The sequence below is a fragment of the Rhodospirillaceae bacterium genome, from assembly GCA_018662005.1.
Classification (GTDB): domain Bacteria; phylum Pseudomonadota; class Alphaproteobacteria; order Rhodospirillales; family JABHCV01; genus JACNJU01.
In genome coordinates this window covers 98999-123626 of the sequence record JABJHA010000002.1, presented here as the reverse complement: position 1 = coordinate 123626, position 24628 = coordinate 98999, and the positions used below count along the sequence as shown (strand labels likewise).

Genomic DNA, 24628 nt, shown 5'->3' with positions numbered 1-24628 from the left:
TGACAGGCGTTCGATTAATGTTTATTCCGTTCAGGCAAGAAGAAATGGGGGCCTTTGATGCAATATCCCGACGAGAAAATCCTGATCGTCGAAGATTCCAGGTTTAATGCCCAGATCCTGTCAAAGGCAGTGTCATCGCTGGCCCCTGTCAGCATTGCATCAACGGGGACGCAAGCCCTTGAAATGATGGGTAAGGAGGATTTCGACGTTGTTCTGCTTGATATCATGCTGCCTGATGTTGACGGTTTTGAAATTTGCCGCCGGACAGTCGAGTCCGGCAAAGAACCGTTACCTGCGATCATCTTTGTGACCTCCAAAGACGAGGCTGAAGAAGAGGAAAAAGGTCTTTCCCTTGGCGCCGTTGATTATCTTTATAAACCGATTGTCGCTTCCATCGTCCGCGCCCGGGTCAACAACCACCTGCAGCTTAGCCGCGCTCGTCGTGAGCTTTTGTCTGCCAATGAAGAATTGACCCGCTTGTCAAGTACAGATCCGTTGACCGGCGTTTTCAATCGCCGTCATTTTTTTGAGGTCATGGAAAAGGAAATTAGCCGGGCCGAACGCTATAAACAGGATTACGCCTTGCTGGCCCTTGATCTTGACCATTTTAAATCGGTCAATGACAGCTTTGGCCATGACAGGGGTGACGCGGTTTTAGAAAATGTCGCCAAATCCTGGAGTGAGGTTTTGCGCATTCACGATGTTCTTGGCCGCATCGGCGGTGAGGAATTTCTGATTTTTCTGCCCCATACGGACAGGGAGAAGGCCGAGGTTGTTGCCGGTCGCTTGCTGGAGGCGACCCGGAAATTGGAAATTCCTGATGGAAAAGACGGAATTATTAAGATTACTGCCAGCATCGGCATCGCCATTGCCGATCCGGATTGCAGCAAATCCTTGACCATCTGTGCTGACAAGGCCTTGTACCGGGCCAAGGCCGAAGGTCGGGATTGCGCCGTAACCAATGCCAAGGCGCCTGATTGCTGCGAGGAAAACCAATGAAACGAATTCTCAACATGTTTTATGTTTTCGCCGTATCCTTGCTTGTTTTCGGCCAAACTGTTTCATCGGCAAGTGCAGCCAAGCCCGACAAAATTTCCGTCGTCCACTGTATCGATTGTGTCCAGTTTCATTTCCAGAACGATCAGAATCAGGCCGATGGCCTGATCATCGACATATGGCGTTTGTGGTCGAAGAAAACCGGCATTGAAATTGAATTCAAGGCGGCATCGTGGGAAGAGACCCTGCGTATGGTTGGCGCTGGCGAGGCCGATGTTCATGCGGGTCTTTTCTTTAATGATGAACGCAATAAATATCTTGAATATGGCTCGGCACTGACCGAAACCGATACCCATTTCTTTGTTCACAAAAGCCTGGCCGGGATTAAAACCGTAGAGGGCCTGAAAGATCACAGGGTCGGCGTTTTGTCGGGTGATTTTGTCGAGGGATTTCTGAAGGAGAAACTACCGCCTGAAAATATCTTCGGCTTCGAGAGTTATGAATCGATGATGTCTGCCCTGAAGGGTGGCGTGATCAAAGCTTTTGCCGCCGATACGCCAACCGGCCTGTATCATTTGCAAAAAGCGGGACTGGGTTTTGATTTTCAATACCCGATTGATAAACCGCTCTACAGCAATACCTGGTTCACTGCCGCCCGCAAGGGCAATACAGAGCTCATTGATGAAATTAATGCCGGAATGGAACTTATTGATGACGCTGAAAGAGAAGCCATTGAACGGCGTTGGTCTCTCATTATCATCCAGAAAGCGCCTGAGGCCGATGTCGAAGGGGTGCGGGCAAAACTGAGCCTTACAGAAGAAGAACGCCAGTGGCTAAACGAGCATCCGGTTATTCGTGTTCATAATGAAAAAGACTGGCCGCCCTTTAATTTCTTCGGAGCCGGAAGGCCGCAGGGCTTCTCCATTGACTATATGAAATTGCTGGCGGCCAAGATCGGTATAAATGTTGAATTCATCACAGGACCATCATGGGATGGTTTTTTGAAGATGATGAAAAGTGGCGATCTGGACGTCATGCTCAATATTGTTCGTACCCCCGAGCGTGAAACCTATATGCATTATACCGAGTCATATACCTCCAACCCCAATGCCATCCTCAGCCGTCAGGGCAAGCCTTACCAACAGCTGGATCAACTTGAAGGTAAAACCGTTGCGGTTACCAAGGGTTTCTTCCAGGAGGAAATTCTCAGGCGTGATTTTCCTGGCATTAAATTGTATCTGGGAACCGATGCGACCGAAACCATGAAGGCCGTAGCCTTTGGCAAAGCCGACGCTGCCCTGGGTGAATTAACGGTCCTCAAGCACCTGATCAGTCGCGAGATGATGACCGATCTGATTGTCTCGGGGGAGCTCAAGTTGGGCAATCCGGAATTCAGTAAACTCAATATAGCGGTGCGCTGGGACTGGCCAATGCTTGCGTCGATTTTCAGGAAGGCAATGGACCAGCTTGATCCAAAAGAACTGGAACTCCTTCGCCAGAAGTGGAGCGGCGTCAGTGACGCACCAGAACGTCAAAATCTTCAGTTGAGCGATCAACAATGGCAATGGCTCAGCGAGCACCAACACATGCGTATGGGTATTGATACCCTGTACCCACCGTTTGAATTCGTTGATGAAAATGGCGCCTTTTCCGGCATGGCGTCAGATTACGTCAAACTGATTAGCGAGCGTCTTGGCATCACCATGGAAGTGATATCCGACAGGTCGTGGATTGATGTGCTTGAGGGTATCGAGAACAAGGTTATTGATGTCTTGCCGTCAATTTCAGGCACCCCCGAACGCGCCCCCTATATGAACTTTGCCAAGCCACACATTGCCTTTCCGCTTGTTGTTGTGACCCGCGACAATCATCCTTTTGTTACCGGGTTGAAGGATTTTAAAGGCAAAAAGGTTGCTTTGATGAGCGGTTATGGTGCGACGGCCCGGGTTAAATTCAAACACCCCAGCATTATTCGCACGATGTTTGAAGACCCCCTGCAGGTTCTTCAGGCCGTCGCTGTTGGAAATGCCGAAGCGACGGTTCTTAATCTTGCGGTCGCCACCTACCTGATTAAAAAACACAACATTAACAATCTTAAAATTGCCGCCCCGGCAAATATCGAATTACCGGGTCTATCTTTTGGCGTGCGCAAGGATTGGCCGGAATTCATCGATATTCTGAACCGAACCCTGGCGTCGATCACATCGGAAGAAGAAAGCGCCATTCGCAGCAAGTGGGCTGGCATTCGTTATGAACAGGGTCTCGATATGAAAGTGGTCCTGCAAGTGGGTGGGGTGGCGATTATTGTTCTGATTGTCTTCGTCGTCTGGAATCGCCGATTGAGCCACGAAGTCGCGCAAAGGAAAAAGGCCGAGGTCGCCTTGCGGGAAAGTGAACAGCAGATGCTTAGCGCTTTCCAATCCAGTACCGCCGGTATGTTCATGCATGACGGGCCGGGTAATTTCTTCAAGGTTAACAACACGTTCTGTGATTTGCTTGGTTACAGCGAGCAAGAATATATGAATATGAACTGGCGCGACGTCACCTACCCTGATGACCTTGAGTTTACAGAGGTTGAAGACAGCTCAATGGTTGATGGTGGGCGGGACAACTTTGTTTTGGAAAAACGTTACCAACATAAAAATGGCAGCGCGGTTTGGGGGCGTCTTTTCACATCCTGCGTTCGTAAGGATGATGGTTCAATAAATTATATCTTCTGCCAAGTATATGACATTACCGACCGCAAGCGGACTGAAGCGGAACTGGCGGAGAAACAGGCCCAACTCAGAACCGTCATGGAAAACGTTCCGGGGGGCATTCGTTATATTGACGAAGATGGAAATTATGTCCTGTTCAATGCGAAATACCTTGAGCTTTACGATTTTCCCGAAGGCGTGCTCAAGGTTGGCGAGCACTACCGGGCAGAAAATATCTTTCAGGCCGAACGCGGAGATTTCGGGGAAGGCGATCCGGCTAAATTGACCGATACGTGGCTCAAAGAAAAACCATTAACGACAGAGCCATTAAATTGGGAGCGGGCAACGGTTGAGGGCCGAACACTGCAGGTTAATACAGCCCCGGTTCCTACCGGCGGCGTAGTCAACATTGTTACTGATATTACCGAACGCAAACAGGCCGAACAATTAACCCAAGAGGCCCGGGAACAGGCGGCAGCGGCCGAAGCCTTGCTTAATGATGCCATCGAGAACTTCTCCGCCGGATTTGTTCTTTACGATATCGATGATCGTCTTGTCATGTGTAATGGTAAATTTATGGATTTTTACAATTACACAGACAAGGAATGTCACCCGGGATTAACGTGGCTGGAACTGGAAAAAATAGATACCGGCCGTGGAACCATTGCAGAAGAGTCGGAGTGTAATATTCCCCGTGGTCAACGACGCTGGGATGATTTCGAGCGATTATTGAGCGACGGAAGATGGATAGACATTCGCCAACGCAAAACATCATCTGGGGGGATGGTCTCAATTCAGGTTGATATCACCGATCGCAAACACGCCGAACAAATGATGAAAGAGGCGCGCGAGCATGCCGAGCAAATCGCCGATGCCAAGTCGGAATTTATCGCCGTTGTTTCCCACGAGGTCAGGACACCCATGAACGGTGTTTTAGGGATGGCTCGCTTGTTGACCGAAACGAAACTTGATGATGAGCAAAGGGAATTCGCGGACACCATCGTTGCTTCCGGCGAAGCCTTGATTACCATCATTAATGATCTGCTCGATATTTCCAAACTCGATGCCAACAAGCTGGACGTTGAAAGCCTGCCGTTCTCTGCAATCCAGGTCGTTGAACACGTCATGGCCTTGATGAAATTGCGGACCAGGGAAAAGGGCCTGACCTTTACCAGCAACATTGATTCTCAAATGCCTGTTGCGGTGATAGGTGACTCTTTGCGCCTTCGCCAGATTTTGCTGAATTTGATCAGTAACGCCATTAAATTCACCGATCATGGCGCGGTTAGCATTGAAGCCAGTGTGGAAAAGCAAACCGGGGATGCCGCCTTCCTGTCCTTTAGCATCACCGATAGCGGTAAGGGAATTCCCGCCGATGTGTTGGAAAAGTTGTTTTCTCCCTATTCCCAAGGTTCCGTTGATGTTGCTCGAAAATATGGCGGTACCGGATTGGGCTTGACCATCTGCCGCCGTTTGGCGGCTCTGATGGACGGTGAAATAACTGTTGAGAGCACCGTCAATAAAGGCAGTGTTTTTTACTTCAAGGCGCGTTTCCCTCTGGCAAGCGAAGACGAGATTGCGGCCCTGGCGCAGGAAGAAAAAGACATATCTTCACAGGCTTCCGCTCAGCAGGCATCGCGATCATTACGGATTTTGCAGGTTGAAGATAACGCCATTAACCGAACTGTTATTGAACGGGTGCTAACCCGGGTCGGTCATCGCGTGACCAGTGCCGTAAACGGCGCGGAGGCCTTGAAGATTTATACACCCGACACATTTGATGTTATTTTGATGGATCGTCACATGCCTGTCATGGATGGTCTTGAGACGACGAAGCGCATTCGTAAAATGACGGGGCCGCTTGCCTCAATCCCCATTGTCGGCATCACCGCCGGGGCTAATCAGTCAGATATTGATTCCTGTCTTGATGCGGGTATGGATCAATGCCTGACCAAGCCTGTCGATGCGATCAAGCTGCGAGCCCTTCTGGAAAATCTGGGCGGTGATCAAACCGCGATCAGCCAAGAGGCAATCGTTCCTGAAGATATGGCGCCCGATGAAACAAGCCCAATCGACATGGGAAGGCTGGCGCGGACCCTTGGCGAGGAGGACAAGGCGGAACTGATGTTCATGCTGGGAATTTTCAATGAAGAATTTCCCAAATTACTTGAAAACCTGGATACTGTACTTGCTGAGCGTGACGTCCGCGGCGTCCACGATAGCGCTCATGCGGCAAAGGGGGCTGCCGCCAATGCCGCGGCAACCGCTTTGACGGAAATGTTGAAGGGTATAGAAGTGGATGCCCACCAGGAAAACTGGGATGATCTTGAAATTCGTGTCGAGGCGATTAAAATCGAGTATTCTAGAGTTATCCGGTTCTGCGATGAGCACCGGCAATAGGGGCCAGTTTCTATGACGTCCGACATCCACGCATCGACCCATCTGAACATAACGTCTCAAATGTTAAGGGGGATGACAATCCTGCTTGTCGATGACGAGAAATTCAGTCGAACGACTGTCGCCAGGATGTTGAATTCACTGGGGTGCCTTGATGTTCTGTACGCTGAAAACGGCGAAGAGGCGCTGCAGGTGCTGAGTGCCGGAAACAGTGATGTTGATGTCATTATATCCGATTTCAACATGCCGATTTCCCATGGCCTGCAGTTGTTGCGGGCAGTAAGGACCGGAAGCAATAATATCAAGCGAGCGACGCCCTTTGCCATGCTGACGGGTTACTCGGACAAAAGGCTGGTCGATTTGGCGCTTGCATTGGATGTCAATGCGTTCCTGGTTAAACCGGTTTCAAAAGACGGGCTGGAAAAACGTCTGGGTAAATTGTTGAAGCAGGTGAAGTCGGATAGCTGGCTCAAGGAAACGTATAGTTATACAGCCATGGATGTTGACGGCATTCTCGAAGAAATTTCAAAACCTGAAAGCGAACAAAAGACCAGTCGGGGCCTTGAGCTGTTGCCTAAACAGCAACCGCTTTTTCGAAATTCAAAAATTCCCCAAAACGTCAAACCCGTAAAGAAGCAGGAAAAGACGGGACCAGTCGAAGTCAAGGGATTGCCTGAAGAACCTGAAAAGGTTGTCGGCGTGGAAGCCCGCGGCCTTCCCGATCCATCAGAAGCCACACCACAAGCTGATCAGGCACCGGAAGTATTGGGCGGGGCCGCACCGGCATCAGCCCGACCGCAGTTGGAAGGTGAGTTATGCCCTATAAACCAACTGCCCGAAGGCGCTGTCCTGGCTCGCGATGTTTTTACCGCCGATGGCAGGTTGTTTATCCACGCAGCTACGGAACTGACGCCGCGCATTGTTTCCATTCTTGGCGATCTTCACGAACTGGGACATCCAGTGGAAAGCATCTGGATCGCTACAGAAGAAGCACCTTCCGAATAATTCTCCGGGCCGTCTGGTTGATTGATCAGCCAAGTGTCTGCTCTGATGTGTGCTATTATTGATATTTTCAATAATAAATATGATAAAAATATATTTGTTATATATTAACTTATCCGCAAAAATATCCTCAGAAATTTTATTCAAGTGAATTTTTTTGAGGACGAAACAGTGATAAGCAAAAGGGTAAATATTCCAGAAAGTGAGTCGGGGGCCAGCTGGCCGGATGCGGCTGATGGCCTGCCTGATCCGAAACTTGCCCCTGAAGCCGCATTGAGCAGGTTCCTCTTCTTTCAGGGACTTTCGCCCGAAGTCCGCGAGCAGGTAGCTGGGATCATTGATTGGCGAACATATGGCGCCGGTGCAACGATCATTGCCCAGGACGAAACGGATCATGATGTTTGCTTCCTGTTTTCCGGACAGGTTCAGGTTCTTAGAAGTTCCCGTTCGGGAAGGGATGTCCATTACGATTCGATCAAGTCCGGCAACTTTTTTGGCGAACTGTCCATTCTTGATGATATGCCCCGATCGGCAACGGTTATTGCCAGGAGCGAATGCGCAGTGGGAAAAATAACCGGGCGTCAATTTCTCGACTTGGTCGCTACCCATGAAAAACCGGCCCTGGTTCTTTTGCGTAGGCTTGCGGTCATTATTCGTGACGCCAACGAGCGGATTGCAAATCTGAGCCTGATGAATGCGGAACAGCGGTTGTGTAACGAATTGGCGGGTCAGGTGGAAGCTGATCCCGGAAATCTGCAAAGATACAGGGTTTATCCGGTGCCGACGCAGCTCGAACTGGCCGCCAGGGCAGGGGTAACGCGACAGACGGTTGCCAGGGTTCTGTCAAAACTGAACCAGGAAAACATCATCGAAAGACGCGGCAGGGTGCTTCACATTCATGACCGGAAGAAATTACAAGACATTGCTTTGGCTGGAAAACAGACATGAATGTTACATCTGATACTTGTCGGAAAATCCGATTAACCATTAGCTTGTAAGGGTGACTGGGACTCAGGAACCGAATTTGTGTATGGTTCTTCGGTGGTTCATATGGGGGCAAAAAAGTGCGGTTGGGAAAATCAAGAATTGGTGAATGGTTAGGCATTAACCCCCGGAAATTATGTCTTTTTGTTGTTTTAGCCCTGATTCTGGAGCCATTCACATCAATCCCGGCTTCCGCCCAATCGACGACGCAGAACGCCGGGCAGGCCATCCCCGCCCTGGCCAATGTCCCCGGGCTTGGGACTTTAAGTGTCAGTGATGTCAATACAGACCAGAATTCAGGAACAACAACGGCGAGCCTGACAGTAAAGGGAGTCGAGTCGACCGCTATCGGCTTTTCTGTAGGCAACAATCCTGCCGCTGCAATTATTCCCCAGCAATTCGATCTTAAGACCTTTGTTCCCCTGCCTACAGGAACGCCTTTGGATCAGGTTTCTTTCGATTCCATAGCTTTCATCTTTATTGGTCAGGGAAATGGCGCTTCCGGTGTATCGAAATCCAACTTGCCACAGGCTCTGTCGGCAAGCCTGTCCGGGGTAGGCGACACGCTTGATCTGAAGGCAGGGATTAATCTGTATGGCACGGGTTCTGTTTCCGGCGGGGCAATTGGCGAACTGCTCAGTGCTGCCGGGGCGTCCAGTTCCAACCTGCCCTTTAACACCGCCTTGCCGGCAAATCTTTTTGCCTATGACGCGGGTGCAACAACAGATGACGCCCAGGCTGCTTCGGCCAAGATTTTGGCGCAGGTTCTTGATAACCTTCAATTGCAGGCCCCAATACCGTCCGTTGATTTGAAATCCATGCCAGGCTCCAAATCGTTCAAGGATGGCGTTCTGGGCATCAAAACATCGAAGAACGCACAAGGCACCTACCTTTATGACGTCGCCATGACCGGCGAGCTGACCGCTGATCTAAAGGGCGCGGACGCCGTCTTTAATGTCCAGTTAGACCTTGATCAAGGAACCGCGGCAACCCGCGAACTTGTCATTACCGGGACATCGAAAAGTACCATCAAAATTTCCCTTTTCAGGCCCTTCGACATTAAGGACATGGCCATCGCAGCCAAAGGCCGACAGGATAAATGGGATGTCACGATTAACGGCAAATCGAGCATCAACAACAAGGATATTGATGTGGCCCTGCATGTAGCGGCTGGCCAAACCGGCACCACGCAACCGGTCTACGACATTGCCGTTTCAACCCAGCTCACCGTTGCAGATGTAGCGCCCGAATTGAACATGCCGGGCTTTTCCGATGTAAAACTGCAAAATCTGGTGGTCCGCGAAAGCCTCGCCGATGCCCGCATCAAGATCAGGGAAGCCGAAGCCGCTATCGTCTATTACCGTACAGCGCCAAATGCCAAGGCGCAGATTGCGGTGTTGCCCGATACCTTCACCCTTGCCAATTTCATCCCGACCTTAAGCGAAACGCCACTGGAAAGCGCCAAATTTGAAAGCATGGCGGTGATCTGGGTTCCCCAGGGTGAGGCCAAAACAGGTGTCCAGGTTTCTGGGCTAGAGAAATCCGTCGCTGATAAACTGAAAGCCGCCGGCACCAGCTTGAACTTCAAGGCCGGGCTCAACCTGTTCGGTTCTGTGGACTTCCCTTCCTCCAGCGACATTGGCTCGCTGTTGACCCAGGTTGGTATGTCCAGTCTGAAATTGCCGATCCGTGGCTCCATTGATCCGGCCGTCTTCCGCTCCGGTGGTGGTGAGCAGATCAAGAATGCGGTGCTCGAAAATCTCGATCTGACCATGCCTCTGCCGGCGCTTAAGCCACCCGGTATGCCGAATTTCGTCAAATTTGCCGATAAGGGTTTCCTGCATTTTGATGGTTCCAACACGAACGGTACGCGCAATTTTCGATTTCAGGTCAAGGATGGACTGAGCGTTTCCGTCGCCGGTAAGCAGGCGACGTTTGACGGCAGTTTCCTGCTTGAAAAAACCGGCCAGCAATCGGCCATTTCACTGGCCGCAATTACCAAGGATTCTCTCTCGTTCCCCGGCTTCACCAATTTTGAAACCAAAACGTTGAGCCTGAATGCGGCGAAGAAGGATAATGCCTGGGACGTCAGTCTTGCAGCCACCGCCGAGCTGAATTCAAAGGAGCTCGACCTAACGGCGGCGCTTTCGACCGGCGGTGCGGGTGGCGGGGCTGCCTACGATATTATTATCGATACAAAATTGACGCTGGCCGATTTTGTTGGCGGCGGTTTCAACGCGCCGGGCTTAAGCGCGATCGAGCTTGAGAAGCTGGAAATTACCAAGGATTGGGCCGAAACCCGCATCAAGGTGCGCGATGAGGAGGCCAACATCGCCTTCTACCGCACATCAAGCAGCGGCAAGATGCAAATCGCGGTGATGCCCGACGCCTTCACCCTGGCAACTTTCATTCCGCCGTTGGCTGGCACGCCACTGGATTCAGGCGTCTTCAGCAATATGGCCTTCATCTGGGTTCCCAAGGGTGAGGCCAGCGCCACAGCCCCGACAAACATTCCCGCCGATGTGGACAAGGTCCTGACGGCCGGTGGCCCGACCCACGCCTTCAAGGAAGGCCTTAACCTGTTTGGAACCTTCGCTGCCAGTTCTTCGGGTCAGGTGGGCTCTCTGTTGTCATCTTTGGGTGTCTCTGATCATACCTTGCCCCTGAGTGGCTCGATCAATCCTTCCCTGTTCGCCAAAGGGCAGGAAAGCGCCCAGATCAAGGAAGCGATTCTTAACAACTTGAACATCACCGCGCCTTTGCCGGTGCCGAAAATTCCCGGCGCGCCTGACGCTTTGACTTTCAAGAATGCCCACTTCTCGGTTTCCACCAAACAAACCGGTAGCACCCGCGAAGTCGATGTCGCGGTAAATGGCGACATTGATGTCAAGCTGGCCTCAAAGGAAATCGAATTCACCTTCGACGTCGCCGCCGCCAAAACAGCGGGGACGAAAACCGATTTGACGATTACGGCGGACTCCACATCAAAAGTTACGCTGCCGTTCTTCGAGCCCCTTGAACTGGATGGTATGAGCCTGACGGCGACGCGTAGCGACAACAAGTGGGCGTCGCGGGTTGATGCCAAATCAAAGCTTAACAACAAGGACCTGGAAGTCGTCGCGACGAAAACGGCGGATGGCAAGGACACGGTCAAGATCACAACCAAGATCACCCTGGCCGATCTGTTGCCAAGCGGCTCAAGTATTCCGGGTCTCAGTGATGTGGAATTTGACGAGGTCGATTTCTATACCGGGTTCGGCGAGTTCACCGGCAAGATCAAAAATCTCGACACCCAGGTCACCGCCTTCAAGCGTGGCCCCGGTAACAAGCTCCATATTGGTGTGACTTTTGGAGATTTCAGCGTCGGCAGTTTTGTGCCAGCCGTGGCTGGTTCGGCCCTTGATGACGCCACCTTTGATGCCATGGCGTTTGTCTGGGTGCCCAAGGGTGACGGCGAGAAGGGGATCAATGCGACTGAGCTTCCAAATGATCTGGGCACCGTTATTGCAAAATCGTCTGCAAAGATTGATTTGAATCCGGGCCTTAACCTGAAGGGATCTCTGGTTATCAAGTCAGGCACAAAGGTTGCCAGCCTGTTGAGCAAGGCTGGCATCCAATCCGATAGCCTCCCCCTGACAGGATCGCTAAGCCTTCAGGTGTTTGCCAAGGGCACACCATCGGGCGGCGTTAAAAATGCGATTTTGGATGCCTTGAATATTTCAGCCCCGGTGCCCTTACCGAAAATGTCAGGCGCGCCGGTAACCTTCAAGAACGCCCATTTCGCTATCAAGGGTCAGAACAAGGGCGGCACCCGCGATATCCAGGTTGCTGTAACGGGTGATATCGACGTCAAGCTGGGCGCCAAGGAAATCGAATTCGCCTTTGATATCGAGGCCGACAAAACCCAAGGCGGCGGCACGGACGTGACGATTACCGCTGATTCCACATCCAAGGTGACGCTGCCGTTTTTCCAGCCCCTTGAACTGGACGCCATGAAGCTGACGGCGAGCCGCAAGGGTGGCAAGTGGGATTCATTCGTCGACGCCACATCGAAGCTCAACAACAAGCCCCTCGAAGTCGTCGCGACGAAAACGGCGGATGGCAAGTACACCGTCAAAATCACCACCAAGATCACCCTGGCCGATCTGCTACCCAGCGGCTCGTCCATTCCGGGCCTCAGTGATGTGGAATTTGACGAGGTCGATTTCTACACAGGCTTCGGCGAATTCACCGGCAAGATTAAAAATCTCGATACCCAGGTCACCGCCTTCAAGCGCGGCCCCGGTAACAAGCTTCATATTGGTGTGACTTTTGGGGATTTCACCGTCGCTAGTTTTGTTCCTGCAGTTGCCGGATCAGCCTTGGATGATGCGACGTTTGACGCCATGGCGTTTGTCTGGGTGCCAAAGGGTGATGGCGAGAAAGCGGTCAAGGCGTCGGAACTGCCAAATGATCTGGGCACGGTGATCAGCAAGTCATCGGCCAATATTGACCTGAACCCCGGTCTTAACCTGAAGGGCTCTCTGGTCATCAAGTCCGGCACCAAGATCGCCAGCCTGATGAGCAAGGTTGGCATTAAATCAAACAGTCTGCCCTTAACCGGCACCTTAAGCCCGCAAGTGTTTGCTAAGGGGACGCCATCAGGCGGCGTTAAAAACGCCATCCTCGACGCATTGAATATTTCGGCACCGCTGCCGCTGCCCAGCATGGCCGGTGCGCCGGTCACCTTCAAGAACGCTCACTTTGCCATCAAGGGTGAGAACAAGGATGGAACCCGCGATATCAAGGTCGCCGTTACCGGCGCAATGGATGTCAAATTGGGGACCAAGGAAATCGACTTCGCCTTTGATGTTGAAGCCGATAAAACGCAAGGCGGCGGTACGGACGTTACGATCACCGCAGATTCCACCTCCAAGGTGACGCTGCCGTTCTTCCAGCCCCTGGAGCTGGACGCCATGAAGCTGACGGCGACGCGCAAGGACGGCAAGTGGTCTTCTTATGTTGATGCTAAATCGAAGCTTAACAACAAGCCCCTTGAAGTCGTTGTTACCCGCAAACCCAATCCCGGTGAAATCGTCAAAATCACCACCAAGATCACGCTCGCCGATTTATTGCCCAGTGGCACCAGTATTCCGGGCTTGAGCGATGTGGAATTTGACGAGATCGATTTTTATGAAGGATACGGCGAGTTTACGGGCAAGCTGAAAGGCCTGGATACACAGGTCACGGCGTTTAAACGCGGTCCCGGTAACAAGCTGCACATCGGTGTTACTTTTGGCGCATTTACGGTTGGCAGTTTTGTACCAGCCGTGGCTGGATCGGCCATTGATGACGCCACCTTTGATGACATGGCATTCGTCTGGGTGCCCAAGGGTGATGGCGAGAAGGGGGTTAATGCCTCTGACTTACCTAACGATCTGGGCACGGTGATCACCAAGTCGTCTGCAAAGATTGATCTGAACCCCGGCCTTAACCTGAAGGGGTCTCTGGTCATCAAGTCCGGCACCAAAGTCGCCAGTTTGATGAGCAAGGCCGGTATTAAATCTAACAGCCTGCCATTGACGGGCTCCCTGAGCCCGCAGGTGTTCGCCAAGGGGACGCCTTCAGGCGGAGTTAAAAACGCCATCCTCGACGCACTGAATATTTCGGCACCGGTGCCGTTGCCCAGCATGTCCGGCGCACCGGTCAAATTCAAGAATGCCCACTTCGCCATCAAGGGCGAAAAGAAGGGTGACGTGCGCGATATCCTTGTCGCCGTAACCGGCGCTATTGATGTCAGCCTGGGATCCAAGGAAATCGATTTTGCTTTTGATATTGAAGCCGACAAAACCCAGGGCGGTGGCACCGATGTCACGATCAAGGCTGATTCAACATCCAAGGTAACGCTGCCGTTCTTCGAGCCCCTTGAACTGGACGCCATGAAGCTGACGGCGAGCCGCAAGGATGGCAAGTGGGATTCCTTCGTTGACGCCACATCGAAGATAAACAACAAACCCCTTGAAGTGGTCGCAACGAAGACTCCGGATGGTAAAGACACCGTCAAAATCACCACCAAGATCACCCTGGCTGATCTTCTGCCAAGCGGTTCCAGTATTCCGGGGCTTAGCGATGTGGAATTTGACGAGATCGATTTCTACACCGGCTTTGCCGAATTCACCGGCAAGATTAAAAAGCTTGATACCCAGGTAACGGCCTTTAAACGTGGCCCCGGTAACAAGTTGCATATTGGCGTCACCTTTGGTGCCTTTAGCGTTGGCAGTTTTATCCCGCAGGTATCCGGTACGGCGCTGGATGATGCGACGTTTGACAACATGGCTTTCGTTTGGGTGCCCAAGGGCGATGGCGAGAAGGGGGTTAATGCCTCTGACTTGCCTAATGACCTAGGGACAGTGATAACCAAGTCGTCTGCAAAGATTGATCTAAATCCGGGCCTTAACCTGAAGGGTTCACTGGATATCAAATCCGGAACCAAAATCGCCAGCCTGCTAGGCAAGTTAAATATCAAATCCGCAAGCTTGCCGCTGACTGGCACGTTAAGCCCAGAGGTGTTCAACAAAGGTGCACCATCGGGCGGGGTGAAGAATGCCATCATTGATGCGCTGGATATTTCAGCGCCTGTCCCGCTGCCCAGCATGTCCGGCGCTCCGGTGTCCTTCAAGAAGGCCCATTTCGCCATCAAGGGCGAAAAGAAGGGTGAGACCCGCGATATTCTCGTCGCTGTGACAGGCGATATCGACGTTAAGGTCGGCTCCAAGGACATCGAGTTCGCTTTCGATATCGAGGCCGACAAGACCGTCGGTGGCGGCACCAACCTGACGATAACGGCGGATTCCACCAAGAAGGTGACGCTCAGCCTGTTCGAGCCCATGGAACTGGATTCCATGAACCTGACGGCAACCCGCACCAGTGGTAAATGGGCCTCGCATGTGGACGCGAAGACCAAGATTAATAATAAAGAGATGGATGTCCTCGTCACCAAGACGGAGAAGAGCGAAAGCGTCAAGATTACCTCGAAGATTACCCTGGCCGACCTGATGCCCGGCGGCACCAGCGTTCCGGGCTTAAGCGATGTTGAAATTGACGAGCTTGATATCCTTCCCGGTTATGTCGAAGCTCAACTGAAGATCAAGGGCATGGACACCGTCATCACGGCCTTCCGCCATGGCGGAAAAAAATATATGGCGACCAATATCGTCAAGGATTTCGATATCGGTTCGTTCATTCCGGCGGTTAAGGGCACACCCCTGGATGACGCCAAATTTGAACACATGGTCTTTGTCTGGGCGTCGAAAACTGGGGCCGCAAGTAACCTGAACCCGACGGACGTGCCGGGCAGTATTGGCGATCAGATCAAGTTCACGGCCGAAAAGTTCGCCTTTAAGCCGGGCGTCAATGTTTTTGGGCAAATGGTTATTGCGTCAACGTCCAAGGTCGGAAAGTTGCTGAAACATGTTGGTATTTCCAAGAGTTCCCTGCCGCTTAAGGGCGCTTTGTCACCATCCGTCTTTGGTAAGGTCAAGGGCGGTAGCGCAACGCTCAAGAGCAAGATTCTCGCCAATCTGGACCTCAATATCCCGCTGCCGAAGATCAACCTTCCGGGCGTGTCGAAAGTCGCCACCATTAAGCATTCAAAGCTTTCGATCAAAGGCGTAAAGGAGGCTGTCGTCGTTGACGTGATTGGCGTACTGGATGTCAGCGTTCATTCCAAGACTGTGGCTTTCGATTACAAAGTGGAAGTGAAAGAAGCAGCCGGAAAACCTGTCGAGGTGACGATCAGCGGCAAAACCGTGCCCGGCACCAAGGTCACCATCAAGATGATGGAAACCTTCACATTGTCCGAGATGGACTTCAACATGGTCAAGGCAAAGGCCGGCTGGGGCTGGTCAGTTGCGGCCCAATCCCACTTCAAGAAGCCGATTGACGTGTCTTACAACCACACGGCTGCGGGTGACAAACTCCTTAATATCAGCACCAAAATGACGGCTGCCGAAATTGTCGGTGACGCCAATCTTCCGGGACTTGATGATGTGGAACTTGACTGGATTCAGGTTCGTAACAGCTTCTGGCGTTTGGGCCTGACGCTAAAGGGAATTAGTGCGGACATTGATCTGATCAAACCCAGCGGCTCGTCGAAATACCAGTTCAGTATGGAAATTGATGATTTCTCTCCGGCGACATTTATTCCTGATGCTGGCAATTCACCGCTCAAGGATGTGACGTTCAAGGCCCTCAACCTTGTTTACAGCCCGACAAAGACAACTAGGCAGGTGAAGCTTGCCGACCTTGGCCCCGACATTGCCTGGAAAATGCGCGGAACCAAGGAACCGGTCACCCTGAAGCCCGGCTTGAACGTGTTTGGACATTTAGAGGTCCACCCGACAGGCGAAGTGGCGACTCTGTTGAAGAAGATTGGGGTTAGCAAACTGACGCTACCGCTAAATGGAAAGTTCAGCCCCAAAACCTTCATCAAGAATCACAGCGCGGCGGATATCAAGAACGACATTCTGGATAATTTGGACCTGAAAATCGCCATCCCGACACCTCATATTCCCGAGGTCTCGAAATTCCTGACCTTCCAAAACGGCCATCTGCGCATCAAGGGCAAGACACCCAGTGGTGCGCGCGGTATTGATGTTGGCATATCGGGCGATACCACCGTGAAAGTTAAAAGCGATAGCCTCGCCTTCTTCATGGATGTCGAATACGACAGCCCTCAGGGCAGCAGCGACAAGGAATGGAAGTTTACCGGCAAAACAATCCATCCCTGGAATCATCCGGTCGGCATTCACTGGCTCGATCTAACGAGTCTTAGCATCGACATTGACGAGAAGAAAAAGTCCGGCACTTCTACATTCGATATTACGGTGAACGCAAAAACCAAGGTCGGATCATCTTCGGAAATGGACGTCAAGGTCGATGTCCACGAAACCAACGGCTTGATCACCGATGCCTACTTTGAAATGGACGGGCCGATCAAGCTGGGTGAGATTCCTGAGATCAATAAAATTCCGGAAGCCAACAAGTTCACGCTGACAAAACTTATCGTATCCGAACACGGTATCGAGGCCGACAGCATGATCGCCGGGCGCGCCACGGACCTGTTCGCCTTCCATGGTTCTGGCTGGAATCTGGCGCTGACGCAAAAAGACTTCGCGATCACCGAAATCATCCCACCGCTGAAAAACACGCCCTTAAAACACATCAAGTTCCCGTTCGCGGCGGTTATGCTCAGTGAACAAGGTTTGAACAAACCATATTCCGAACTTTCAAAGGTCGGCAAGGACGCGCTGAAGGACATCTATTCCAATCCCAGCGAGAGCATCAACATCAAGCCGGGCGTCGCCTTCGTTGCCGGTTTCCATCCTGATCACGCAGGCCCAATGGGCAAAACCGTCAAGGGCATCGGTGTTAAAACTGAAGTCCTTGTCATGGGCGAGGTCACGGGCATCTTCGGGGGCAGCGATACGCCAAAAGTAACGTTGCTGGGTAAATTGAGCGAGGGCGGGTCGAACTCCTTGCCCGGCTTCATGAAAATGTCGAAAAGTGCCGATCTTGATTTCTTCATTACCGTCGACCCGGATGAATTCGATTTGGGGCTTCAGGTTGGCGTTAACACGACGATCAAAGGCGACAAGCTTCTGTTCGACGCCAAGGTTCAAGTCCAGGTTCTGGATGACGGTTTCGGCCTTGAAGTTCTGGGTCAGATGAAAGGCAAGTGGCACAAACCCTTCGGTATCCCCGGTTTCTCGCTTGGCAACGTGACAGTCGAACTCGGAACCGAGGATGGTGGCCTTAAGCTTGGTTTCGGCGGCTCTACGACCCTCGCCAACGACACCTTCACCATGGCAGGTGACGTGGTTATTTCCGAAGCGCTGGTTCCTGAAGCTGTTGCTTTCAAGGCGACGGCCACTGAAATCCCCATGGATTTCATCGAGGAAGTGGCTCTTAACATGTTGGCTAAGAAAATCCACTTCGACCTGCCACAAGGTATTATGCCGACGTTTAAGGGAATCAAGGCTTCACCGGCACGAAATGGCTATCCAGCGACGAAGGGAACCAAGGGGGTTCTGTTCGCCTTTGTCTCGCCGGGCGCACAGGACGCATCCCTTGGCCTGACATCGGAAGGTTTCGGTATGCATGGCAGTCTCAACTGGCTGGGTCATGAATTGGGCGAAATGAAGCTATCGGTTTCACCGACCAAGGGCCTTTACGCTCAAGGCAGTATCGATAACTTTAAAATGGGCCCCATCGACCTGGAAGAAAACAAGTTCCTGATGGAAGCCAGCCCGACGAAGTTCCCGCTGCTTAAGATCAATTCCAAAATCGACATTATCGGCATTAAGGAAAAATTCGACGTCGTCTTCGATTCATCGGAAATTAAAATCCATGCCAAAGGTAGCTTCAGCAAGGATATTACCGCCGATTTCACCCTTGATCTGACCGGCCTCGATCTGGACAAGGCCAAGATCGACATGAAGAAGGCCGACTTCTTTATCGATGGCAAATTCACCCTGGATATTCCGGCCTTCATCGAAGGCCCTGCCAAAAAGGCCATGAATGAAGCCTTTAATGAAATGGGCAAGGGGCTCAAGAAGGGGCTGAAAGCCGTTAAAAAGGCCCAGAAAAAAGTTGATCACCTGACCACCAAAATCAACGAAGAACGGGCCAAGGTTCGTCGTGAACGGGCCGCCGCCGAACGCGGCCTTCACAGTGCGGAAAACCGGGTCAACAGCCTGAACGGCAGCATCGACCACGACTGGCACAAGTATCATCATTGCCACGGTTGGAAAAAAGCCTTCTGCAAGGCGAGATGGGGCATTGCCGCGCGCTTTGAAGAAGGGCTCAGGGATGTCGCCGATGAAGCATTGCGCCTAGCGGAAACCCTGGTTGCCCACTTCCCGCTCGATCTGGACCCCCGTGTCGCCTTTTACATCGTAGAGCGCGATACGGCCAAAGGTGTCTTGTATATTGCCGAAAAAGCCATCGAAGGGCTGGATGATCTGGACAGCATCATGGAACGGGCGCTGGATAAATTTGCTGATGCCCTTGGCAAGGCCGCCGATATCGACATCAAAAAAGCCGAGTTCAAGGGCGACCTTCGTGGTGTTATAACCAAGGATGAACCGGTCGATCTGACTTTGGACGCCGATCTGTTCGGGCTCAACATCCATGAGCAGTTTTCGTTCAAGATCAAGGATTTAGGATACGACGTCGAACAGCTTGGGCTGATGGGCCTGTATGCCCTGGATCATTTGTTCGAGAAGGTCATGAAACATTTGCCTCATGGCTTTAAAAGGCATGTGCAAGCCGTAATCGGACGTAAAATTGATGCCAAGCAAGCGTCGCAAAAGCAGGAACTGGCGAAGTATTCCAAGGACTTCAAGGGGTACAACAAGCAGGGCAAGGCCATAACGGCGCGCTACAAAGCTTATAACGCCGCCTACGTTAAAGAGCAGATAGCCATTAAAATGAGCGGCCTGGACCATGATCCGGTCAGCCTAAAACTGAAGAACGAGTATATCGAAGTCGGCCACACAGGGCTTTGTCTGGCAAACCAGAACGGCTTTATCGTCCAATTGCCTTGTAATAACAAAGATGCAGAAAATCAGAAATGGTCGACTACACCAGCTTTCGGCGCCGATAGCGTCAAGGAAGCCCGCGGGTTTGTCTATCTGACTCAAGGCAGCAACTGCATCTCCATGGACGGTAAATGGTCAACGGTGCAAAAGAAGTTCGACAACTTCTCGTTCCCGTTCCCGGTCTTCAAAGGCGACAACAAACTTAAAGTCGGCGGTTGCAACAATGCGACGCAATATTACTGGAAAGTCCAGAAACACGGTGACGGCTGGATGCAGCTTGCCAACCGGGCCAATGACCAATGCCTGCACTTCTATGATTCAAACGGCGTGCCAGAAAAGGCCAAGGCCGAATGGGCGCCGTGTGTCGGCTCCGCCAATCAGGTCTTCCGCGTCGCCGACAGCACCTCGCCGAAGTACCATAAGGCCAAAGTCGCATTTAGGTCCGATACCAGTGGCTTGTGCTTCAGCGATGCGAGCAAAGCCGACGACCCGGTTCATCTGGTAAATTGCCGAGGCGGTAATGTCGCGCTTTACGATTATCTGGTCGATATTGAAGGCCGGGTCAAGTTCATCAATACCCGTACCGGCAGATGCCTGCAGCCTCATGATTATAAAACAGGTGTCGATTTGTCCGAGGCCGTTTGCACCCAACTGGATTACCAGTGGTGGGGTGCCATTCAGGTCCCCGGCGGCTGGAAAATCAAGAACGCCCAAACCGGTTTCTGCACCGAGCAGGAATACTGGGTGAAAGGTGCGCCGGTCGCGCAAGGGTCCTGCGAAAACTGGTCCTTGAACGTCTTCGCGCCAACAACGGCGTATAGCTACGGCACCTATTGGAAAGGGAGTAGTTTTAGAGAATCCATACCCCTTCATTCCAAATTTGACGCAGCCTATACGGTTGCCGAAAGAATGCCCGCCTATACGCTTAAAAAACATGCGGAAGAACGCACCCAGCTTGCCAAATTGAAGAACGATGCAAACTGGGCTGCACGGAACGTTAAAAATGGCTGTACTCCATCCCAGAATTCCGAGCACGCCTATTGGGAACGTTCCAAACGCGATGCGCATGGCTGGGGCAGGTTTGCGGATATAGCCCGTGCGGATGTGGAAATAGAGATCATTAATGAGCAATGTCGAAGACACGAAGCCTGGGAAGCGCGCAACAATGCAAGCATGAGAGCGCGAATTCGCTCCGACGATTACAACATCGAAATCATGCGGGCAAAACTGGCGAGGAACGCTGTCCCCGCGCCGGAACCCAAGTGGTATCTTTGCCGCGGCTATAACGGGCTTCATCAAGCCTGGGTGCCTGGTGTCGTCGTCAATCGCAAATGTGTTTACAGCGAGCCTTTCCAGGGAACGATGATCAAAGAACCGGTCTATGACATCCTGATGGAAGGGGTGGGTGTAGTCTGGGTAAAGAATGTCGGTGGCCACCTGCCTGGGAACGCTATACCGACGGGATTCTGGCAAAAACCATGGCCAGCAACGGCTTATAGCTGCCGGACGATGGTTAACGACAAGACTAAAATCGGCTGGACCTGGAAAGGGCAGTATTGCCGATACAACCATCTTGGCAATTATGCGTTGTCGTCCAACTTCGAGGTGCTGAGCCGCGCTGACTACACCGTAGATATGCTGGATCTGACAAACTGATGAAGCACTTGCTTTCCATACTGGCGTTGTTCGCCATTATCATTTCTTCCGGTGCCGAAGCGGCGACGCCAGCGCGTTACAGTACGGATGGCGATTTGATGTTGCCCGAAAACTGGCGCGAATGGGTGTTTATCGGCTCGCCAACCTCACCCGACAGCATGAACAGTGGCGAGGCTTACCAACCGGGTTTCAAGTACGTCTACATCGATCCTGAAAGTTTCGCTCACTGGAAAAAAACCGGCACATTTCGTAATGGCACGATGATTGTTCAGGAACGCCTGAAGGTGGTCGAAGCAGAATATATGGACAATCACGCGCTGATCCCCGGTGACTACATTGGCCTGTCGGCGATGGTTAAGGATTCCAAGCGCTATCCGGATTCAATCTGGGGTTTCTTCAGCTTCGGCAGGCCGCCTTACGGCGAGCAGGTTCCGGAAATCGGCTCGATGGATAATCTGGGTTGTTCCGGTTGCCATTACGAGGCCGATCAGGATTGGGTCTTTACCCGTTTCTACCCGGTCTTGTTGGCAGCGAAACCTGTGTTCACCGCCAACGCGCCTGCATCTGGCGGAAGCCCCGGCAAAGACCTTTATGGCAAGGAGTGGGTCGCAGCAAAACGCTTTGCCGACGGTGAAATGGCGGGCGATGGCCTGGGGCCCTTGTTCAATGCGCGCTCGTGCGACGCCTGTCACCCTGATGGCAGCCGGGGGAAATTTGAGTTTTGGGCAGACGGCACCATCAAGGGCGATAGCCTTCTGCTCAAAGTAGGGGCCGGTATATACGGCGATCCCATTTACGGCGGGCAAATTCAGCCACGCGCCGTTTCCGGCATTGAAGGTGAAGGCCAGCCGGCAGTGCGTTTTGAAAAAATTCGCGACCCTTCAGGGACCATGTTGCGCAAACCGGTATTTGAATTGCGTGACCCCGCCTACGGACCCTTAAGCGAAAAATCATTGATTGCGGGACGGGTGTCACCGGCACTGCACGGTTTTGGCGATCTTGAAAAAGTGTCAGAGCAAACCTTGATCGCCCTATCCGACCCCGAAGATAAAAATGGCGATGGCATTTCAGGGCGTATCAACCGGGTGACATTATTTGATGGCTCCACCGCCCTTGGCCGTTTTGGCTGGAAGGCAGCCCAGTGGTCACTGGAAGTGCAAACGGGAAAAGCATTCCGAATGGACATGGGCATGTCCTCAAAGATCATGGGGCCGGCCTGGGGTGATTGCACGCCGCGGCAAAAGGCTTGTTATAGCGCCGCCCATGGCGAGCGGCCCCGGAACGATGGCCGTGAAATTTCAAACAACGTCATAAAACTTGTTACCGACAGTGTTTTAGACCTGGTCCCCACACCGCCGCGCGGCGCCGACCCGGAAGGCAAGCAGGTGTTCAGACAAATCGGTTGCGCTGCCTGTCATATACCCGAAGTGCCTTTGGATGATGGCGGCACTTCACGCATGTATACGGATTTGTTGCTGCATGATACCGGCCCCGGCTTGGCCGATGGATTTGTCGAAGGCTCCGCCGGGTCCGGCGAGTGGCGCACCGCCCCCCTGATGGGGCTTGGCTGGCTTATGAAAAAAAAGGAATTCCTGCTGCACGACGGTCGGGCAAGGGACGTGCGCGAAGCCATCTTGTGGCATGGCGGCGAAGCGGCCGGGGCGGCTCAGGCTTATCGGGACCTGGAAAATTCCCAGCGTTATTCCCTGCATCGTTTCTTAGGAACCCTCTAGATGAAACGCATCCTCACCATTTTCGCGTTTGGCGTGGCCCTGCAGGCTACATCTGCGCCTGCTTCGGAAACACCACACTTTGCCGCCGAAACAAAGTCATCCGGTATCGACGTTCAATACCGTGGCGAAGAAATGACTTATATGACCGGTGGCGGTCTTGCCGCCTTTGATTGCTCCGGCGATGGAAAGCCGGAACTGTTTTTCACTGGCGGTGCCGGCACGTCGCGCCTGTATAAAAATCTAAGTCGAAAGGGCAGCGCGTTGAAGTTTGACATTGAGCTATCTTCCGGGCTTGAGCTTGAGCGTAACGTCGGCGCTTATCCACTGGATGTTGATAGCGATGGTCACGTTGATCTTCTGCTGCTGCGTATCGGCGAGAACATTCTTTATCGCGGACAGGGCGATTGCACGTTCAGGCGCGCCAACGAAGACTGGAACTTTGATGGCGGTAATGCCTGGTCGTCAGCCTTTTCCGCCACCTGGGAAGCAGGACAAACCTGGCCAACCATGGTTGTCGGCAATTTTCTGGACCGTGGCACCATCACAATGGGCTACGGCGATTGCGATGATAATCACCTTTATCGCCCCAACAAAAAAGGCGACGGGTTCGCCCCCCTTGAAGCGTTGACGCCCGGCCACTGTGCTTTATCCATGTTATTTTCCGACTGGAACCGGGACGGCGTTGCGGACCTGCGGGTCTCCAACGATATGGAATTTTACCGCTTTGGTGAAGAGCAGCTTTTCCAGTTTTCCGAAAATGGGCCAAAGCTCTACCCTCGTGAGGAAGGCTGGCAGGAAGTTAAAATTTGGGGCATGGGCATTGCCGCCCACGATGTCACCGGTGATGGCTATCCTGAATACTACCTGACCAATATTACCGACAATCGCTTTGAAGTTCTCGCAGATGGTGCTTCCAAGCCGCATTATCAAGACAAGGCCAAGGCGTTTAACATCGTTGCAGGGCAACCTTTTGCCGGTGGTGACACCAGGGCGTCGACCGGTTGGCATGCGGAATTCGGCGACGTAAACAACGATGGCCGGGCGGACCTTCTGGTCGTCAAAGGAAAGGTCGAGGCAGGCAACTTCGCCGCTGATGCTGACCCGAATAATCTGCTTATTGCGCGGGCCGACGGCACCTTCAAGGAAGGGGCCGAGGAAGCCGGGGTGCTCAGTTTCAAGACAGGACGGGGTGGCTCACTTGTTGATTTGAACGACGATGGCAAACTTGACCTTGTTGTTTCCAATCGCAATCACACCGCTGAAATTTGGCGCAATGTCAGCGCTGGTATTGGTAACTGGCTGAAACTTGGACTGGGGTCAAAGGCCGTTGGTAGCTGGGTCGAAGTGAAGACGGGTGAGCATGTACAGCGCCGGGAAGTAACCATCGGCGGCGGTCATGCCGGCGGCCAGTGGGGCGCGCTTCACTTTGGACTGGGTGAAGCCAAGCAGGCCCAGGTCAGGACCCAGTCGCCGGGCAGGGAATGGGGCCCATGGATCACGGTCCAGGCCAATCAGATGATGTCGATTGAACATGGCGACGCCAAGGTGATTTCCTGGCGTTGAGTTATAAGAATTTTCGAGGGAA

General features: G+C 52.5%; 7 protein-coding genes. All 7 read left to right on the top strand.

Annotated elements, in window-relative coordinates; all coding sequences use genetic code 11:
* The first annotated feature begins 57 nt into the window (after positions 1-57).
* Positions 58-999 carry a diguanylate cyclase gene (locus tag HOL66_00545; GenBank protein ID MBT5242712.1) on the top strand — a complete coding sequence of 314 codons (942 nt, stop codon included), beginning with the start codon at positions 58-60 and terminating at the stop codon, positions 997-999.
* Positions 996-6092 carry a transporter substrate-binding domain-containing protein gene (locus HOL66_00540; GenBank protein MBT5242711.1) on the top strand — a complete coding sequence of 1699 codons (5097 nt, stop codon included), beginning with the start codon at positions 996-998 and terminating at the stop codon, positions 6090-6092. Before HOL66_00545 ends, HOL66_00540 begins: the two co-directional genes overlap by 4 nt.
* A gap of 12 nt (positions 6093-6104) precedes the next feature.
* Positions 6105-7094: a response regulator gene (locus HOL66_00535; GenBank protein MBT5242710.1), complete on the top strand. Its 990-nt coding sequence runs from the start codon at positions 6105-6107 to the stop codon at positions 7092-7094.
* Positions 7095-7262: 168 nt separating this feature from the next.
* Positions 7263-8039 (top strand): Crp/Fnr family transcriptional regulator, encoded by a 777-nt coding sequence (locus tag HOL66_00530; GenBank protein MBT5242709.1) that lies wholly within the window; start codon positions 7263-7265, stop codon positions 8037-8039.
* A gap of 116 nt (positions 8040-8155) precedes the next feature.
* Positions 8156-21310 (top strand): DUF3421 domain-containing protein, encoded by a 13155-nt coding sequence (locus HOL66_00525; protein ID MBT5242708.1) that lies wholly within the window; start codon positions 8156-8158, stop codon positions 21308-21310.
* Positions 21310-23043 carry a hypothetical protein gene (locus HOL66_00520; protein ID MBT5242707.1) on the top strand — a complete coding sequence of 578 codons (1734 nt, stop codon included), beginning with the start codon at positions 21310-21312 and terminating at the stop codon, positions 23041-23043. Before HOL66_00525 ends, HOL66_00520 begins: the two co-directional genes overlap by 1 nt.
* Positions 23044-24606, top strand: a complete 1563-nt coding sequence (locus HOL66_00515) for a VCBS repeat-containing protein (GenBank protein MBT5242706.1) — start codon at positions 23044-23046, stop codon at positions 24604-24606.
* The last annotated feature ends 22 nt before the right edge of the window (positions 24607-24628 follow it).

Bases quoted from the DNA above. Each gene is read 5' to 3' on its own strand.
- HOL66_00545 (MBT5242712.1), top strand. From the start codon at position 58: ATGCAATATCCCGACGAGAAAATCCTGATCGTCGAAGATTCCAGGTTT.
- HOL66_00540 (MBT5242711.1), top strand. From the start codon at position 996: ATGAAACGAATTCTCAACATGTTTTATGTTTTCGCCGTATCCTTGCTT.
- HOL66_00535 (MBT5242710.1), top strand. From the start codon at position 6,105: ATGACGTCCGACATCCACGCATCGACCCATCTGAACATAACGTCTCAA.
- HOL66_00520 (MBT5242707.1), top strand. From the start codon at position 21,310: ATGAAGCACTTGCTTTCCATACTGGCGTTGTTCGCCATTATCATTTCT.
- HOL66_00515 (MBT5242706.1), top strand. From the start codon at position 23,044: ATGAAACGCATCCTCACCATTTTCGCGTTTGGCGTGGCCCTGCAGGCT.